Source organism: Shigella sp. FC1661 (assembly GCF_001712525.1).
GTDB classification, from domain to species: domain Bacteria; phylum Pseudomonadota; class Gammaproteobacteria; order Enterobacterales; family Enterobacteriaceae; genus Escherichia; species Escherichia coli.
Genome location: NZ_MDGW01000439.1, coordinates 1 through 600 on the forward strand (window position 1 = coordinate 1; position 600 = coordinate 600).

At 53.3% G+C, this 600-nt stretch carries 1 pseudogene; it reads left to right on the forward strand.

The features are described 5' to 3' along the window. Positions 1-154: 154 nt before the first annotated feature. Positions 155-600: pseudogene (locus BFF42_RS19715) on the forward strand (IS1 family transposase); the annotation flags it as partial.

Below are 600 nucleotides of genomic sequence, written 5' to 3' on the forward strand. Positions count from 1 at the left end.
GCCGCCAGAAAAGGGCTCGGTACTCCTGGTTCCCGCACGGTGGCTGAACTGGAATCTGAAATTCTGCAACTGCGTAAGGCGTTAAATGAAGCTCGCCTTTGTGATGCTGCCAACTTACTGATTTAGTGTATGATGGTGATTTTAAGGTGCTTGCGTGGCTTCCATTTCCATCAGATGTCCTTCCTGCTCCGCTACTGAAGGCGTGGTGCGTAACGGCAAAAGCACTGCCGGACATCAGCGCTATCTCTGCTCTCATTGCCGTAAAACATGGCAACTACAGTTCACTTACACCGCTTCTCAACCCGGTACGCACCAGAAAATTATTGATATGGCCATGAATGGCGTTGGATGCCGGGCAACTGCACGCATTATGGGCGTTAGCCTCAACACGATTTTACGTCACTTAAAAAACTCAGGCCGCAGTCGGTAACCTCGCGCATACAGCCGGGCAGTGACGTCATCGTCTGCGCGGAAATGGACGAACAGTGGGGATACGTCGGGGCTAAATCGCGCCAGCGCTGGCTGTTTTACGCGTATGACAGGCTCCGGAAGACGGTTGTTGCGCACGTATTCGGTGAACGCACTATGGCGACGCAGGGG